The organism is Pseudomonas sp. 43A, assembly GCF_013363935.1.
Lineage (GTDB): Bacteria > Pseudomonadota > Gammaproteobacteria > Pseudomonadales > Pseudomonadaceae > Aquipseudomonas > Aquipseudomonas crudilactis.
Genome location: NZ_CP054880.1, coordinates 5,258,829 through 5,272,890, shown reverse-complemented (window position 1 = coordinate 5,272,890; position 14,062 = coordinate 5,258,829). Strand labels below are relative to the sequence as shown.

Annotated in this window: 18 protein-coding genes and 1 pseudogene; 13 read left to right on the top strand and 6 right to left on the bottom strand. The window is 60.1% G+C overall.

Annotation, left to right across the window (positions count from 1 at the left end; genetic code table 11):
- Positions 1–32: 32 nt before the first annotated feature.
- Positions 33–362, bottom strand: coding sequence for an EscU/YscU/HrcU family type III secretion system export apparatus switch protein (locus HUW52_RS23035; protein WP_095050198.1), 330 nt, complete (start codon positions 360–362; stop codon positions 33–35).
- Positions 359–1,933, bottom strand: a complete 1,575-nt coding sequence (locus HUW52_RS23030; RefSeq protein ID WP_175554983.1) for a flagellar hook-length control protein FliK — start codon at positions 1,931–1,933, stop codon at positions 359–361. The genes HUW52_RS23035 and HUW52_RS23030 overlap by 4 nt, the downstream gene beginning before the upstream one ends.
- Before the next feature lie 197 nt (positions 1,934–2,130).
- Here HUW52_RS23030 and ccmA point away from each other — a divergent pair, with 197 nt between their 5' ends.
- The 10 genes from ccmA (at position 2,131) to HUW52_RS22980 (ending at position 9,511) form a co-directional block, all read left to right on the top strand.
- Positions 2,131–2,766, top strand: a complete 636-nt coding sequence (gene ccmA, locus HUW52_RS23025; protein WP_016987486.1) for a cytochrome c biogenesis heme-transporting ATPase CcmA — start codon at positions 2,131–2,133, stop codon at positions 2,764–2,766.
- Positions 2,763–3,431: a heme exporter protein CcmB gene (ccmB, locus tag HUW52_RS23020; protein WP_007919970.1), complete on the top strand. Its 669-nt coding sequence runs from the start codon at positions 2,763–2,765 to the stop codon at positions 3,429–3,431. Before ccmA ends, ccmB begins: the two co-directional genes overlap by 4 nt.
- Before the next feature lie 78 nt (positions 3,432–3,509).
- A complete protein-coding gene (locus HUW52_RS23015) occupies positions 3,510–4,265 on the top strand; it encodes a heme ABC transporter permease (RefSeq protein ID WP_016987487.1) in 756 nt (251 codons plus the stop codon).
- Complete coding sequence (gene ccmD, locus HUW52_RS23010) at positions 4,262–4,438, top strand: heme exporter protein CcmD (RefSeq protein WP_003222944.1); 177 nt, start codon at positions 4,262–4,264, stop codon at positions 4,436–4,438. The genes HUW52_RS23015 and ccmD overlap by 4 nt, the downstream gene beginning before the upstream one ends.
- Complete coding sequence (gene ccmE, locus HUW52_RS23005; protein ID WP_016987488.1) at positions 4,435–4,890, top strand: cytochrome c maturation protein CcmE; 456 nt, start codon at positions 4,435–4,437, stop codon at positions 4,888–4,890. The genes ccmD and ccmE overlap by 4 nt, the downstream gene beginning before the upstream one ends.
- A gap of 3 nt (positions 4,891–4,893) precedes the next feature.
- A complete protein-coding gene (locus tag HUW52_RS23000; protein ID WP_175554982.1) occupies positions 4,894–6,882 on the top strand; it encodes a heme lyase CcmF/NrfE family subunit in 1,989 nt (662 codons plus the stop codon).
- Positions 6,879–7,415: a DsbE family thiol:disulfide interchange protein gene (locus HUW52_RS22995; protein ID WP_007919961.1), complete on the top strand. Its 537-nt coding sequence runs from the start codon at positions 6,879–6,881 to the stop codon at positions 7,413–7,415. Before HUW52_RS23000 ends, HUW52_RS22995 begins: the two co-directional genes overlap by 4 nt.
- Positions 7,412–7,882 (top strand): cytochrome c-type biogenesis protein, encoded by a 471-nt coding sequence (locus HUW52_RS22990; RefSeq protein WP_175554981.1) that lies wholly within the window; start codon positions 7,412–7,414, stop codon positions 7,880–7,882. The genes HUW52_RS22995 and HUW52_RS22990 overlap by 4 nt, the downstream gene beginning before the upstream one ends.
- Complete coding sequence (gene ccmI, locus HUW52_RS22985) at positions 7,879–9,081, top strand: c-type cytochrome biogenesis protein CcmI (RefSeq protein ID WP_175554980.1); 1,203 nt, start codon at positions 7,879–7,881, stop codon at positions 9,079–9,081. Before HUW52_RS22990 ends, ccmI begins: the two co-directional genes overlap by 4 nt.
- A 25-nt stretch (positions 9,082–9,106) precedes the next feature.
- The gene (locus tag HUW52_RS22980; RefSeq protein WP_016987493.1) at positions 9,107–9,511 is read left to right on the top strand and encodes a hypothetical protein; all 405 of its coding nucleotides are present in this window, start codon (positions 9,107–9,109) and stop codon (positions 9,509–9,511) included.
- 56 nt (positions 9,512–9,567) lie between these two features.
- On the opposite strand, the gene HUW52_RS22975 is transcribed toward HUW52_RS22980, so the two are convergent.
- The 3 genes and pseudogenes from HUW52_RS22975 to HUW52_RS30490 all read right to left on the bottom strand — a co-directional run.
- On the bottom strand, positions 9,568–10,071 hold the full coding sequence (locus HUW52_RS22975; protein WP_026000781.1) for a PIN domain-containing protein: 504 nt from the start codon (positions 10,069–10,071) through the stop codon (positions 9,568–9,570).
- A gap of 81 nt (positions 10,072–10,152) precedes the next feature.
- Positions 10,153–10,620, bottom strand: coding sequence for a helix-turn-helix domain-containing protein (locus tag HUW52_RS22970; RefSeq protein WP_175554979.1), 468 nt, complete (start codon positions 10,618–10,620; stop codon positions 10,153–10,155).
- A gap of 83 nt (positions 10,621–10,703) precedes the next feature.
- Positions 10,704–10,814: pseudogene (locus HUW52_RS30490) on the bottom strand (LysR family transcriptional regulator); the annotation flags it as partial.
- A 313-nt stretch (positions 10,815–11,127) separates the two neighbouring features.
- On the opposite strand from HUW52_RS30490, the gene HUW52_RS22965 reads away from it, so the two are divergent.
- Positions 11,128–11,340 (top strand): type II toxin-antitoxin system HicA family toxin, encoded by a 213-nt coding sequence (locus HUW52_RS22965; protein ID WP_016987496.1) that lies wholly within the window; start codon positions 11,128–11,130, stop codon positions 11,338–11,340.
- A complete protein-coding gene (locus tag HUW52_RS22960; protein WP_016987497.1) occupies positions 11,340–11,744 on the top strand; it encodes a type II toxin-antitoxin system HicB family antitoxin in 405 nt (134 codons plus the stop codon). Before HUW52_RS22965 ends, HUW52_RS22960 begins: the two co-directional genes overlap by 1 nt.
- A gap of 66 nt (positions 11,745–11,810) precedes the next feature.
- On the opposite strand, the gene HUW52_RS22955 is transcribed toward HUW52_RS22960, so the two are convergent.
- Positions 11,811–12,998: an MFS transporter gene (locus tag HUW52_RS22955; protein ID WP_016987498.1), complete on the bottom strand. Its 1,188-nt coding sequence runs from the start codon at positions 12,996–12,998 to the stop codon at positions 11,811–11,813.
- Positions 12,999–13,241: 243 nt separating this feature from the next.
- Between HUW52_RS22955 and HUW52_RS22950 the strand changes: the two genes are divergently transcribed.
- Positions 13,242–13,862, top strand: coding sequence for a DUF5666 domain-containing protein (locus HUW52_RS22950; protein ID WP_175554978.1), 621 nt, complete (start codon positions 13,242–13,244; stop codon positions 13,860–13,862).
- The last annotated feature ends 200 nt before the right edge of the window (positions 13,863–14,062 follow it).

Sequence of the window (14,062 nt, the reverse complement as noted above, 5' to 3'; positions counted from 1 at the left end):
CGCAGAAGGCTGCGATGTTTTTCTTTTAAGGCTTAATAATCATCCCCGCGTTCGGTGACGTCCTTCTCGACCATCGGCGCATTCGGATCCTGTCCCTCGGGAAATTTACCCTTCAGATTCCACGCAAACGCGATGATTTCGGCGATCGTGCGATACAGCTCCTCAGGAATGCTGTCGCCCAATTCCATCCGCGCCAACAGCCGCACCAATTCGGCATTTTCGTAAATCGGCACTTCGCAATCACGAGCAATGCGCAGGATTTCTTCGGCTAGTTCGTCATCACCCTTGGCGGTGAGGGTCGGCGCGTGGTTGCCGTCGTATTTGAGGGCAATGGCCTGGCGTGGGGCAGTGGAATCGTTCATGCGGTTTCGTCGACCCAGCGGTGTTCTAGACGGGTTTGGTTGCCCTGCGGCGGGGTGCCGAGGTGGCAGTCGATGTCGCCGACGTTGAGCCCGCGATCGAGCAGGCGCTGGCGCAGGGCGAACAGGTTGTTGCCGATCAGGTCAGCGGTGTACGGCCGTTCGGCCCACAGTTGGCTGGACAGGCTGCCGGCGATCAGTTGCGCCTGAATCTGCATCGGCCCGAGTGGTTCCATGTCGAACGCCAGATCGACGCGCCACAGTTGTTGCTTGGGTTCGCGCTCGTCGCGGCGCTCGTTCGGCTGCGGTTCGCGCTCCGGCGCTTCTTCACGCTGGAACTTGACCTGCAACGGCACGATGTCCTGCAGGTTGCGCATGGGGATTTCCAGCTGCCAGGTGCTGAGCAGACGCCCATCGTCGGTAACGCCGGTCTGTTCCAGGCTCGATAGTTGATGGCTCTGCAGGCGCGAAACAGCGGCAGCGGCGAGGCGCAGCAACTGTTCCAGATCGCCTTCGCCGTCCAGGCTTTGCAGCAAGCGGTCGGGCAGCGGGAAGCTGCTTGGCAGCGGTTTGGCGCTGACCTGACCGAGCATGCCGAGGGCGTTACGGACGAAACTCGGCAGCGCTTGCGCCAGGGTGTTGGCGGCGATGATCGCGTTGAAACTGGTACTGCTCGGCAGGCCCGGGGTCAGTTGCGCGATCAGCTTGAGCAGGTCGGCTTTCATGTCCGGGGCCAGCGTCGGGTTCTGGCCGGTCAGCAGTTTGGCCTCGAGGAACGCGCCGCTGTTGGCCAGCGCCAGTGCGACGCCTTTGGCAGTGCTCAGTTGTTGCACGTCCGGCAGGCTGGCAAGGAGTTTGTCGACCACTGCGCGCAAATCCTGCGATGTCTGATCGGTATCGCTCGGCAGATTCTGCAAAGCATTCAGCAACCCTGTCAGGGAAGCCTGACGACTTTGCTGGCCGAGCAGTTGCTGACTGACGGCCAGTTGTTCCTGGCGACTGCTCATCGGCAGGAACTTGAGGGTTTGTGCATCTTCGACCAACGCCGAAAGCAAAGTACCGATGCGCAGCGGCTGTGGGCTGTCGATGGTCAGTGTGCTGCCGCTCTGCGCGGTGTTGAGCAAACTGACCAGCGAGCGGAACACCGCTGCCTGCCCCGGCGTCTGCGGCAGTGCCTGCGAGGTCAGCACTTTGCCTTGCAGCAGTGTGCCAACCGGCAATTGCGCGGTGTCGATGCGGGTGAGGGTGGCGACGCTGCTGGCAATCGCCTGCTGCACGGTAATCGCCAGGTTGCCCGCCGATGGCTGGGTGATCGCCAGGCTGGTGCCTTGGGGCAACGGCAGATTGCTGGTCGCTTGCACGGTGGTCTGGCGTCCGCCGTCGACGGTCACCTTGAGCAATAACTGAAAGGTCTGATCCGCCTGTTTGAGCGACAACACCTCGGCCTTGGCGCTTTGCCCGGCGCCGATCAGGCCTTCGACCGGGGTCAGCAGCTTGAGCAGCTCACCGACCTGCGGGCGAACGGTCGCCGGGGTCGTGGGCGGGAGCGGGAGGATGTTCATTTCGCCTGTCATACGCGGACACAACCTGAGGAAAATGCACTCTTGAGAGTAAGGCACGACATGTATAATGCCGCCCGTCTTGCGCTTCGAATAAAAAACATAGCAATTGTTTGACCCAGCTCTCTAGATCGAGCCGTCAATGCATCTATGCTGCATCTCTTTAACGGCCGCGCCAGAGCCGACTTGAACCGTATAAGGCCCGTGATCCCTTGACCAGTCCTGTCCTGCAAACCGTTGCCCTCGCGTGTGAACGTGATCTGCGGCTGCTCTTCGAAAATCTCGAATTGAGACTCGCCAGTGGCGATATGGTGCAGATCAGCGGACCCAACGGCAGCGGCAAGACCAGCCTTTTGCGCCTGCTTTCGGGACTGATGCAGCCGACCGCCGGGCAAGTCCTGCTCAATGGCCAGCCGCTGACCGAACAACGCAGCGAACTCGCACGCAACCTGCTGTGGATCGGTCACGCCGCCGGGATCAAGGATTTGCTGACCCCGGAAGAGAATCTGTCGTGGCTCTGCGCCCTGCATCATCCCGCCGAACGCGAGGCCATCTGGCAAGCGCTGGCAGCTGTAGGATTGCGCGGTTTCGAAGATGTTCCCTGCCACAGCCTGTCCGCCGGCCAACAACGTCGCGTGGCGCTGGCGCGCTTGTATCTCGACAGCCCGCCGTTGTGGATTCTCGATGAGCCGTTCACCGCACTAGACAAACAGGGCGTGGCGCAGCTCGAAGAACATCTGGCCGGGCACTGCGAACGCGGCGGTCTGGTGGTGTTGACCACGCACCACACGCTGAGCCGGATGCCGGCCGGTTATCGTGATATCGATCTGGGGAACTGGGCAGTATGAGTGTGTTTGGCCTGCTGGTTGCCCGTGAATCCCGATTGCTGTTTCGCCGCCCGGCGGAACTGGCCAATCCACTGATTTTCTTCGCCATCGTCATCGCTTTGTTCCCGCTGGCCGTCGGCCCAGAAACTCAAGTGTTGCAAAACCTGTCCCCCGGGTTAGTCTGGGTGGCGGCGCTGTTGTCGGTCCTGCTCTCGCTGGACGGGCTGTTCCGCAGTGATTTCGAAGACGGATCCCTGGAACAGTGGGTCCTTTCGTCGCACCCGCTGCCACTTCTGGTCTTGGCCAAGGTGCTGGCACACTGGCTCTTCTCCGGTCTGGCACTGGTTCTGCTCTCACCGCTGCTGGCGTTGATGCTCGGTTTGCCTGCCGCCTGTCTGCCGGTTTTGTTGCTTTCGTTGCTGTTGGGCACACCGGTACTGAGCTTGCTCGGCGCGGTGGGCGCGGCACTGACGGTCGGTTTGAAGCGTGGCGGCCTGTTGCTGGCGCTGCTGATTCTGCCGTTGTACATCCCGGTGTTGATCCTCGGCAGTGGCGCCTTGCAGGCAGCCCTCCAAGGCATGCCGGCGACCGGGTATCTGCTGTGGCTGGGTAGCCTGACCGCCCTGGCGATCACCCTGACACCTTTTGCAATAGCTGCTGGCCTGAAGATCAGCGTCGGCGAATAATGAGGTCTGGTTAAAATTTAACCAGCAAAGACCCTGAGACTGCTCACACCGATGAGCGGCACCCGTGATGGAAACAGTATGAACTGGACCTGGTTTCACAAGCTCGGCTCGCCCAAGTGGTTCTACGGCATCAGCAGCAAGTTCCTGCCGTGGTTGAGCATCGCAGCGTTGCTGCTGATCGGCGTCGGCGTCGTTTGGGGCCTGGCCTTCGCGCCGCCGGATTATCAGCAAGGCAACAGCTTTCGCATCATCTATATCCACGTGCCTGCCGCGATGCTCGCTCAGTCGATCTACGTGATGCTGGCGGTGTGCGGTGTGGTCGGGCTGGTGTGGAAGATGAAACTGGCCGACGTCGCTCTGCAATGCGCCGCACCGATCGGCGCGTGGATGACCGCCGTGGCGCTGGTCACCGGGGCGATCTGGGGCAAACCGACCTGGGGTTCATGGTGGGTCTGGGACGCGCGCCTGACCTCGATGCTGATTCTGCTGTTCCTGTATTTCGGCGTGATCGCGCTGGGCAATGCCATCAGCAACCGCGACAGCGCCGCCAAGGCCTGCGCCGTGCTGGCCATCGTCGGCGTGATCAACATCCCGATCATCAAATACTCGGTGGAATGGTGGAACACCCTGCACCAGGGCGCGACCTTCACCCTCACCGAAAAACCGGCGATGCCGGCGGAAATGTGGCTGCCACTGCTGCTGACGGTGCTGGGTTTCTACTGCTTCTTCGGCGCCGTGCTGTTGCTGCGCATGCGCCTTGAAGTGCTCAAGCGCGAAGCCCGCGCCAGTTGGGTGAAAGAAGAAGTGCAGCACAGTCTGGAGGCCGCTCGATGAGTTTTGCTTCATTCGGCGACTTCCTCGCCATGGGCCATCATGGCCTGTATGTCTGGTCGGCCTACGGCATCTGTCTGGCGGTGCTGATCCTCAACGTGGTGGCGCCGATTGCGGCCCGCAAGCGCTATCTGCAACAAGAGGCGCGTCGTCTGCGCCGGGAGAACGGCAAGTGAATCCGCTGCGCAAGAAACGTCTGATCATCATTCTGGCCATTCTGGTCGGGGTCGGCGCTGCCGTCGGCCTGGCCCTCAGCGCCCTGCAGCAGAACATCAATCTGTTCTACACCCCGACGCAGATCGCCAACGGCGAAGCGCCGCAAGACACGCGCATCCGCGCCGGTGGCATGGTCGAGAAGGGTTCGCTGCAACGCTCGCCGGATTCCCTCGACGTCAAATTCGTCGTCACCGACTTTAATAAATCCGTGACCATCGCCTATCGCGGCATTCTTCCGGATCTGTTCCGCGAAGGGCAGGGCATCGTGGCGCTGGGCAAGATCAACGCCGACGGCGTGGTGGTGGCCGATGAGGTGCTGGCCAAGCACGACGAGAAGTACATGCCGCCGGAAGTGACCAAAGCCTTGAAAGACAGCGGCCAATCTGCGCCAACACCTGCGAAGGAGGGTTGATCGATGACATCGGCGATTTTTATTCCTGAGTTGGGCCATCTGGCGATGATTCTGGCGCTGTGTTTTGCGCTGGTGCAGGCCGTGGTGCCATTGATTGGCGCCTGGCGCGGTGACCGTTTCTGGATGAGTCTGGCCCAGCCAGCGGCGTGGGGGCAGTTTGCTTTTCTGCTGTTCGCGTTCGGCATTTTGACCTACGCGTTCATGACCGATGACTTCTCCGTCGCGTATGTGGCGAACAACTCCAACACCGCTTTGCCGTGGTACTACAAATTCAGCGCGGTGTGGGGCGCCCACGAAGGGTCGTTGCTGCTGTGGGCCCTGATTCTCGGTGGCTGGACCTTCGCCGTGTCGGTGTTCTCGCGGCAGTTGCCGCAAGTCATGCTCGCTCGTGTACTGGCGGTGATGGGCATGATCAGCACCGGTTTCCTGCTGTTTCTGATCCTCACGTCCAACCCGTTCAAACGCATCCTGCCGCAAATGCCCAGCAATGGCGCCGACTTGAATCCGTTGTTGCAAGACATCGGCCTGATCGTTCACCCGCCAATGTTGTACATGGGCTACGTAGGCTTTTCGGTAGCGTTCGCCTTTGCCATTGCCGCTTTGATGGGCGGTCGACTCGATGCCGCGTGGGCGCGCTGGTCGCGGCCATGGACCATCGTCGCCTGGGCCTTCCTCGGCATCGGCATCACCCTCGGCTCGTGGTGGGCGTATTACGAACTCGGCTGGGGTGGCTGGTGGTTCTGGGATCCGGTGGAAAACGCCTCCTTCATGCCTTGGCTGGTCGGCACCGCGCTGATTCACTCGCTGGCGGTCACGGAAAAACGTGGCGTGTTCAAGAGCTGGACGGTGTTGCTGGCGATTGCCGCGTTTTCGCTGAGCCTGCTCGGGACGTTCCTCGTGCGTTCCGGCGTACTGACCTCGGTGCACGCGTTTGCTTCCGATCCTGAGCGCGGCGTGTTCATCCTGATCTTCCTGCTGTTCGTGGTTGGCGGTTCACTGACGCTGTTCGCCCTGCGTGCTCCAGTGGTGAAGAGTCAGGTCGGTTTCAACCTGTGGTCGCGGGAAACCCTGCTGCTGGGCAACAACCTGGTGCTGGTGGTGGCCGCGTCGATGATTCTGCTCGGCACGCTGTACCCGCTGATTCTCGATGCCCTCAGCGGCGCGAAAATGTCGGTCGGCCCGCCTTACTTTAACGCGCTGTTCATTCCGTTGATGGCGTTGCTGATGATGGTCATGGCGGTCGGTGTAATCGTCCGTTGGAAAGACACACCGGTGAAGTGGCTGGCCGGCATGCTCACGCCAGTGCTGCTCGGCAGCGTCGCGCTGGCGGTGGTGGCTGGTGTCGCTTATGGCGATTTCAATTGGGCAGTGATCGCGACTTTCCTGCTCGCTGCATGGGTGTTGCTCGCCGGTGTGCGCGACATTGTCGACAAGACTCGCCACAAGGGCTTGATCAAAGGCCTGCCAACCCTGACCCGCAGCTATTGGGGCATGCAGATCGCCCACCTGGGCATCGCCGTGTGCGCCTTGGGCGTAGTGTTGTCGAGCCAGAACAGTGCCGAACGCGACCTGCGTCTGGCGCCGGGCGAGTCGATGGACCTGGCCGGTTATCACTTTATTTTCGAAGGCGCCAAGCACTTCGAAGGGCCGAACTTCACCTCGGACAAAGGCACCATTCGCGTGATCCGCGACGGCAAGGAAATCAGCGTACTGCACCCGGAAAAACGTCTGTACACCGTGCAAAGTTCGATGATGACCGAAGCCGGCATCGACGCCGGTTTCACCCGTGACCTTTACGTTGCCCTCGGTGAACCGCTGGAAAATGGCGCGTGGGCCGTGCGCGTGCACGTCAAACCGTTCGTGCGCTGGATCTGGTTCGGCGGGCTGCTCACCGGCTTCGGTGGTTTGCTGGCGGCGCTGGATCGACGTTATCGGGTCAAGGTGAAAGCCAAGGTGCGTGAAGCCCTGGGCATGACGGGAGCGGCTGCATGAGACGTTGGTTGATGCTGGTGCCACTGGCGATTTTCCTGCTGGTGGCGGTGTTTCTTTATCGCGGTCTGTACCTCGATCCGGCGGAGCTGCCGTCGGCGATGATCAACAAGCCGTTCCCGGAGTTTTCCCTGCCCAACGTGCAGGGCGACAAGAGCCTGACCAAGGCTGACATCCTCGGCAAACCGGCGCTGGTCAACGTCTGGGGCACCTGGTGCATTTCCTGCCGGGTCGAGCATCCGGTGCTGAACAAACTCGCCGAGCGCGGCGTGGTGATTTACGGCATCAACTACAAGGACACCAACGCCGATGCCTTGAAGTGGCTGGCCGAATTCCATAATCCGTACGCGCTGGACATCCGTGATGACGAAGGCTCGCTGGGCCTGAACCTCGGTGTCTACGGCGCGCCGGAAACCTTCTTCATCGACGCCAAGGGCATCATCCGCGACAAGTATGTCGGCGTGATCGATGAGCAGGTCTGGCGCGAAAAACTCGCCGCGAAATATCAGGCGCTGGTCGATGAGGCCAAGCCATGAAGCGTTTCTTAGCCGCCGTGGTTTTGGGCCTGAGTCTGGTCGGCGTGGCCCATGCCGCCATCGACACCTACGAGTTCGCCAAAGAAGGTGATCGTGAGCGTTTCCGCGAACTGACCAAGGAACTGCGCTGCCCCAAGTGCCAGAACCAGGACATCGCCGACTCCAACGCACCGATTGCCGCTGACCTGCGCAAAGAGATTTTCCGCATGCTCGGCGAGGGCAAGGACAACCAGCAGATCATCGACTTCATGGTCGATCGCTACGGTGATTTCGTCCGCTACAAACCGGCGCTCAATGCCAAAACCGCACTGTTGTGGTTCGGCCCGGCCGGGCTGCTGCTCGGTGGTTTGGTGGTGATTGCGGTGATCGTCCGCCGTCGTCGCGGTCAGCGCGCCGAAACTCCGCAATCGCTTAGCGCCGATGAGCGTCAGCGCCTCGACCAACTGTTGGATAAAAACCAAGAATGATTGATTTCTGGCTTGCCGCAGGGCTGTTGCTTCTGGTCGCCCTGAGTTTTCTGCTGATCCCGGTGTTACGTGAACGTCGCGCCCAGCGTGAAGAGGATCGGACGGCCCTGAACGTCGCGTTGTATCAGGAGCGTGTCGCCGAGTTGCAATCGCAACAGGCTGAAGGCGTGCTCGACGCGGCGCAAATGGACAGCGGTCGTGCCGAGGCTGTACGTGAGTTGCTGGCCGATACCGAAGGCGTTGCCGCACCGCGCGTTTCCCGATTGGGCAAGCCGTTGCCGCTGTTGGCAGCGGTGCTGGTGCCGGTGTTGGGCCTGGGTCTTTACATGCATTTCGGTGCTGCCGACAAGGTCGAACTGACGCGCGAATTTGCTCAGGCACCGCAGTCGATGGAAGAGATGACCCAGCGTCTGGAACGTGCTGTTGCGGCGCAACCGGATTCTGCCGAAGGCCTGTATTTCCTCGGTCGTACCTACATGGCGCAAGAGCGTCCGGCGGACGCGGCGAAGATGTTCGAACGCGCCGCCAACCTGGCCGGTCGTCAGCCGGAGCTGCTCGGTCAGTGGGCGCAGGCGCAGTATTTTGCTGACGGCAAGAAGTGGTCGACGAAAATTCAGGCGCTGACTGACGAAGCACTGAAGGCCGATCCGAAAGAAGTCACCAGCCTTGGTTTGCTCGGTATCGCTGCGTTTGAAGGCGAGCGTTATCAGGAAGCCATCGATTACTGGAACCGCTTGCTCGCGCAATTGCCGCCGGAGGACAATTCCCGCGCGGCGCTGCAAGGCGGGATCAAACGTGCCGCCGAGCGTCTGGAGGCCAGCGGCGGCAAAGTCGCTCAGGCACCGCAAGCCGCGAAAGCTGCGCTGTTGAAAGTCAGCGTCGATCTTTCCAGCGAACTCAGAAGCAAAGTGCAACCGGGCGATAGCGTGTTCATTTTCGCCCGCGCCACCTCCGGTCCACCGGCACCGCTGGCGGCCAAACGCCTGACCGTGGCCGATCTGCCGGTGACCGTCGAACTGGGCGATGCTGACGCAATGATGCCGCAGTTGAAACTGTCGAACTTCCCTGAAGTCCAACTGGTTGCGCGCATCTCCCGTGCCGGCCAGCCGACTGCCGGCGAATGGGTCGGTCGCAGCGGCCCTCTGGCCAGCAGCACCACTGCGCTACAAAAACTGACCATCGACAGCCCGGACAAATAGCCGGACACAACAGGAAAGCACCGCCATGCACACCATCGCCCGAATCACAGTCCTCACACTGGCCCTGGGCTTGAGTGCATGTGCGGTGCAACGACCGGAACCGACCACCAACCTGCCGCCAATCCCGCCGTCGCAGCCAAGCCCGACCCCATCGACCTCGCCAACACCTGGCAAAAGCATCCCGGCGAAACCGGCAAAACCCGTCCCGCGCACCTCGGCCAGCTTCGCCCCGCCACCGGGCGGCAACAGCCACTGGGACCAAAAACTCGGCGTCTACGTCCTCGACGACCAGACCAACACCTTCTACCGCCAGCGCACCTACTACCGTTGGAACAACGGCTGGAGCCGCTCGGTCAGCCCCAACGGCCCGTGGGAAGACACCAACATCCACGGCGTGCCACCGGGGTTGGGCAAGCAGTTCGGGCAGTGAATGAAACGGCGATCTTTGGATCGCCGTTTTTTTGTCTGTCGTTTGTGCTGAATGCTTCAGAGAATGGCGCGATAACCTTCAAGCGCTTGGACCGACTGGGTCAATCCTTGTCGTTGCAGTAATCGCAAAAACGACTCGACATCCATCGCTGGCGTTTTCAGTTGTTTTCGCTGCTTTTGGGCGGCAGCGACAACTGCTGCCGAATTAAGATGGAACAGGTTTTCGACGAACTCATCGGGATGCTGTGCTTCGAAACCAAAAGGGGCGAGCTGCGTATCGGGAAAGTCTTTCAAGTTGAACGTCACGATGACGCCTGCACCACAGCGAATGGCTGCCGCCAGTACATGACGGTCATCCTGATCGGGCAATGACAATCCGTTGACCAGTTCTTCGTAGTCGCAGACGCAAGCTTCGGGGATCGCGCGGTCCATCAATTCAGACGTACGATCCAGTTGTTCCATGGTCAGGTCAGTGCGGTTCTTCAATAGATTGCGTTTCCATTCGCTGTGAATCTCCTTGCTCCATCGCGCCCGGAACCGCCCCGAGAGGGCAAGCCACATCAGGAAGTCTCTTAGCGGCGTAGGGTACAAAACACATGCATCGGCTCTTTATTGGCGAGGCAGCCGTGAAAGAGGAATGCCTCACTCGTATCCTGTCCTTAATGCTTGTGCCTGCTCCGCGAGCAGCGCCATTGCCTGCTCGCTGGCGCTGTCACGCCGGGTCTTATAATCCATCAGATCGGCAAAGCGCACACGTCGGTGCTTGCCGGTTTTATGGTAGGAAATCTCGCCGCTTTCCAGCAGCTTAATCATGTGCGGGCGTGAGACATTGAGCAGATCAGCGGCTTCCTGGGTGGTCAGTTCGGCGTGTACTGGCACGACTTTAACGGCGTTGCCCTCTGCCAGCGCTGCAAGAATGTCAGCAAGCAGGCGCAAGGCCGACGTTGGCAACTCGACACGATGAGCTTCGTTCTGCTCATCGAAGATCTGTATGTGCTGGGTTTCGAATTGGGTAGCGAGGTAAGCGGCCAAGGCACGCTGGCCCTCGATGGCGGCTTTGATCTCGCGCTCTACGGGGAGGGTGACCGGCGGATGAATAACAATCGACATGATGGTTTTCCAGCTTTCTGAAAAGACAATGTCGGGACGTTATTCGAATTAAACGAAAATCGCAATAAACGAAACGTTAGGCGTCAATGGTTGCTCACTAGAAGCCCGTGGACACACTCAACAATCGCCCTTGCCTTGGCACTCTCCATCCGCCCCGTCGGAAACACCGCCCACAAATCCTGATCCGGCAGCGTCCGCCCCTACAGGGGAGTCGTGTTGTTGATTAAAACGAGGCTTTACCGACCGAGGCGCCGCCACGACGAACAATGTCTGCCCGGTGATGAAGCCACTCTGTTCTGAAGGTAGAAACCGCCATTGCCATAGCAATCTCTTCTGGTCTTCTATTGTTCAGGGCTTTGGATGTGAGCCGCTGAGTGTGATCGGGTCCGGTTGCGATGCAATCAATCATACTCTGTAAAACAACCGGACGTCGCTCTCTGGATTTCTGTGCTTGAGTAAAGGTAACTCTAGGGTTATTTTTAAAGGGCCGAGCCAAGGAGGCGATTGGTGCAAAGCAGGCAATTGATCAAGGAGCTGGAGGAGGCTGGCTGGGTGCTGGATCGGGTCACTGGCAGTCATCACATCTTCAGGCACCGATACAACCCGTACACGATTCCCGTTCCTCACCCGAAAAAGGATTTGCCACTGGGGACGGTCAAAAGCATCAGGAGGCGTGCCGGGTTGTACAACCCGCCAGCCAGTTATGAAGGAGATCCGTAATGCAATATCCAATCTGCATCGAATGGGGTGATGAAAATACCGCCATCGGTATTCAGATCCCCGATATTCCCGGCGCCGTTACAGCAGGGGATAGCTTTGAAGATGCCTACAAGGCGGCGGTTGAAGTCGCCCACATCATGCTGCAGGAGATTGCGGCGGACGGGGAGTCGATTCCTATGCCGACTTCGGCATCCGCTCATCGCAGTAATCCGGACTTTGCCAATATGGGATGGGGCATGCTCGAGCTGGACATTTCGCCCTATCTCGGCAAGACCGAGAAGGTCAACGTAACGCTGCCCGGTTACGTGATTCAGCGAATCGATCGTTATGTGCGCGAACACAATGTCAAAAGCCGCTCCTCCTTTCTGGCGGATGCGGCGATGGAGAAACTGGTTCGTTATTAAGCTTCATCGCTCCCCCAGGCTCAGTGAATAGCCTGTGGGAGTGAGCCTGCTCGCGAAGCTTTTGCCTTACGCCGTCGCCAATGAACCACGCTGCGCAACACTCAAAAACCGCAACAACGCCAACAGCGGAAACACACTGCCGACAATCACGATCCACAACCAGCCGCCATGCTCATACACCGCACTGGCCACCGACGAGCCGAAGGCGCCGCCTATGAAGATGCTGGTCATGTACAGCGCATTCAGCCGGCCACGGCTTTTCGCGTCCAGCGAATACACCGCGCGCTGGCCGAGGACCATGTTCATCTGCACGCAGAAGTCGAGCACCACGCCGGTCACCGCCAGGCCGATCACGCTGTAGGCGGGGTGAATGAACGCCGGCAGGAAGCTCAGGCTGGCAAATATCATCGCCAGCAGCGAAGCGATGCGAGTATGGCCAGCGTCAGCCAGGCGTCCGCTGATCGGCGCGGCGATGGCACCGATGGCACCGACCAGGGCGAAGATCGCAATTTCGCTTTGCGACAGGCCATGGTTGCGCGCCAGTTCCAGCGGCACTGCGGTCCAGAACAGGCTGAACGTGGCGAACATGCAGCCTTGGTAAAACGCCCGTTGGCGCAGTACTGGTTGCTGGCGCAGCAACGTCCACAGCGAACCGATCAACTGACCATACGTGGCGCTGTGATCCGGTTTGCGCTTGGGCACGGTCAACGCGAGCACCACGCTGATCGCTGCCATCAGCGCTGCGGCAATCATGAACATCGCCCGCCAGCCCAAATGATCGGCGACCACGCTCGACACCGGCCGCGCCAGCAGGATACCCAGCAACAAACCGCCCATGATCCCGCCGACCACCCGGCCACGGGATTCTTCCGGGGCCAGATGCGCGGCCAGTGGAATCAGGATCTGCACCGACACCGAACTGAAGCCCACCAGCAACGAGATCAGCAGGAACACGTTCGGCTGATCGGTAAACGCCGCCGCCAGCAGGCTGGCAATCGCCACCACGGTGGTGATGATCATCAACCGGCGGTTCTCCAGCAGATCACCCAGCGGCACGAGGAAAAACAGGCCCAGCGCATAACCAATCTGCGTCAGCGAGACGATGAAGCTGGCCATGGTGTCGGAGAGGCCGATGTCCGGCGCGATCAGGCCGATGATTGGCTGTGCGTAGTAGATGTTGGCAACGATGGCGCCGCAGCAGAAGGCGAACAGCAGCACCATGCCTCGGGTCATTGTGTGGGTTGTGGCGGTCATATCGTTTCTCGATCCAGCGAAAGGGATGCGGTGAGGCTAAGGATTAATCCGCAAGGGCAGAAGACGCCGGCGGTTGATATCAGTTATTCCGTTGCGCAATGACAGGATGCTAGCGGCGTGTCATTCATCGGCGGACCTTGCGTCCGACCGTAGGGGGTCGATGATACATTCACTTACATCCCGTTCGATAGCGTGCTTATGTTTGCATCGGGCTTGTTCAACCTTGATGACCGGAGGATTGCAATGTTTCGTCAGACGCTTCGCCACACCGCAACGATTGTCTTGATCACCCTGCTCGGCGCGACGAGCGTGCAGGCCGCCGATGCTCCGGGGATGCGCATCGGTGTGCGCGGAGAGATCACCGGGGTCAATACCGACAGCCTGAAAGTCCACGTCAACAGCGGCGAGAACGTGGTGATCCAGTTGACCGGCGACACCAAGGTCCGCGCGGTCACCCTGGCCAATATCGAAGACATCAAACCCGGCAGCTACATCGGTTCGGCGGCGATACCGCAGGAGGATGGCACGCTCAAGGCGCTGGAAGTGCATGTGTTTCCGCCGGAGCTGGCGGGTAGCGGCGACGGGCATCGGCCGTTCGATCTGGCCAAGGGCAGCAGCATGACCAATGGCAGCGTCGGCGATCTGGTGGTGAGCAATGGGCGGGTGCTGACGGTGAACTACAAGGGCGGGCAGCAGAAGATTCTGGTGCCGGAGGATGTGCCGATTGTGAATTTGGTGCCGGGGGATCGGAGCTTGCTGAAGGTTGGGGTGAAGATCGTTACGTTCGTCACGCAGAGTGCGGATGGCACGCTGACGGCGCAGTCTATTTCTGCAGGTAAGGATGGGGTGACGCCGCCGATGTGAAAGCAGACCCTCACCCTAGCCCTCTCCCGGAGGGAGAGGGGACTGATTGGGGGATGCTGAAGGAATACGCCGACATGAAACTGCGGTGCCGAATCCATAATCGATAAGGTCTTTCAGGTCGATGTAACTCGCCAGACACCTCGGTTGGCCCCCTCTCCCTCTGGGAGAGGGCTGGGGTGAGGGTAAAGCGGCCACAAAAA

Bases quoted from the DNA above. Each gene is read 5' to 3' on its own strand.
- HUW52_RS22970 (WP_175554979.1), bottom strand. From the start codon at position 10,620: ATGTCGATTGTTATTCATCCGCCGGTCACCCTCCCCGTAGAGCGCGAG.
- HUW52_RS22990 (WP_175554981.1), top strand. From the start codon at position 7,412: ATGAAGCGTTTCTTAGCCGCCGTGGTTTTGGGCCTGAGTCTGGTCGGC.
- HUW52_RS23030 (WP_175554983.1), bottom strand. From the start codon at position 1,933: ATGACAGGCGAAATGAACATCCTCCCGCTCCCGCCCACGACCCCGGCG.
- HUW52_RS22955 (WP_016987498.1), bottom strand. From the start codon at position 12,998: ATGACCGCCACAACCCACACAATGACCCGAGGCATGGTGCTGCTGTTC.
- HUW52_RS22950 (WP_175554978.1), top strand. From the start codon at position 13,242: ATGTTTCGTCAGACGCTTCGCCACACCGCAACGATTGTCTTGATCACC.
- ccmI (WP_175554980.1), top strand. From the start codon at position 7,879: ATGATTGATTTCTGGCTTGCCGCAGGGCTGTTGCTTCTGGTCGCCCTG.
- ccmD (WP_003222944.1), top strand. From the start codon at position 4,262: ATGAGTTTTGCTTCATTCGGCGACTTCCTCGCCATGGGCCATCATGGC.
- HUW52_RS23015 (WP_016987487.1), top strand. From the start codon at position 3,510: ATGAACTGGACCTGGTTTCACAAGCTCGGCTCGCCCAAGTGGTTCTAC.
- ccmB (WP_007919970.1), top strand. From the start codon at position 2,763: ATGAGTGTGTTTGGCCTGCTGGTTGCCCGTGAATCCCGATTGCTGTTT.
- HUW52_RS22980 (WP_016987493.1), top strand. From the start codon at position 9,107: ATGCACACCATCGCCCGAATCACAGTCCTCACACTGGCCCTGGGCTTG.
- HUW52_RS23000 (WP_175554982.1), top strand. From the start codon at position 4,894: ATGACATCGGCGATTTTTATTCCTGAGTTGGGCCATCTGGCGATGATT.
- HUW52_RS22995 (WP_007919961.1), top strand. From the start codon at position 6,879: ATGAGACGTTGGTTGATGCTGGTGCCACTGGCGATTTTCCTGCTGGTG.
- HUW52_RS23035 (WP_095050198.1), bottom strand. From the start codon at position 362: ATGAACGATTCCACTGCCCCACGCCAGGCCATTGCCCTCAAATACGAC.
- HUW52_RS22975 (WP_026000781.1), bottom strand. From the start codon at position 10,071: ATGTGGCTTGCCCTCTCGGGGCGGTTCCGGGCGCGATGGAGCAAGGAG.
- HUW52_RS22960 (WP_016987497.1), top strand. From the start codon at position 11,340: ATGCAATATCCAATCTGCATCGAATGGGGTGATGAAAATACCGCCATC.